At 45.6% G+C, this 917-nt stretch carries 1 protein-coding gene; it reads right to left on the minus strand.

Annotation, left to right across the window (positions count from 1 at the left end; genetic code table 11):
- Window positions 1–132 precede the first annotated feature (132 nt).
- On the minus strand, window positions 133–917 hold a 785-nt coding region (locus QGG57_06870), incomplete at its 5' end, for a paraslipin (protein ID MDP7007885.1).

A 917-nucleotide genomic window follows, 5' to 3' on the forward strand; every position in this document is an offset into this window, starting at 1 on the left:
GCTCCAGCTGCTCAAGCACCGGCCGGCGCACTTCGGCCATCAGCTGCGCTACAGCGGCGATTACCGGCTCTGGGTGCGGCTGTGAGGTGGCCCACGAGATTTCTGATGAAAATCAATTCAATTTTAGCAAGCTCACTTTAGCATTTCGCTGATACCGCCAATTGAGCTCAGGATGCCAGTAGCCTCGTATGGCAAGTAAATAATTTTGTTGCCTGTGTCGGCTGTAACCATGTTCTCGTAAGCCTCAATATATCTTACCGCAATAAGATACTTGCTTGGATCTGCACCACTTTTCTTTATTGCCTCAGTGACTTGGTTAATAGCGCTAGACTCACCTTCGGCTTTCAATATCTGGGCTTGTTTATGTCCTTCCGCTTCAAGGATTTCCGCTTCGCGGATACCCTCTGCTTCTAAAATACGTGACTTTTTACTTCCTTCAGCTTCAAGGATGGTGGCCCTTCGTTCCCTTTCAGCCCGCATTTGCTTTTCCATTGCAGCCTGAATTTCAGGCGGAGGTATAATGTCCTTCAATTCAACCCTGTTGACTTTGACGCCCCATTTATCCGTAGCATCATCCAGAATAGTAGTTAACCTGCTGTTAATTGTCTCCCGAGACGTAAGAGTGCCATCCAAATCCAGTTCGCCAACCAAATTTCTTAGGCTTGTCTGTGTAAGCTGCTCAATCGCCACCGGTAAATTTCTAATTTCATAAACGGCCTTGACGGGATCTGTAACTTGATAAAACAATAGTGCATTAATCTTAATTACAACATTATCTCTTGTAATCACGTTTTGTCCGGGAAAATCAAAAACACTTTCACGCAAGTCAATAGCATCCGTTCTAATGTGCACGGTGTATGGTCGTCCTTGATCATCTTCCTCGGTCATTGACCACTCAACCTTCCTTGGTTTGTCAA

The sequence above is a fragment of the Candidatus Poseidoniia archaeon genome (assembly GCA_030748895.1).
GTDB lineage: Archaea > Thermoplasmatota > Poseidoniia > MGIII > CG-Epi1 > UBA8886.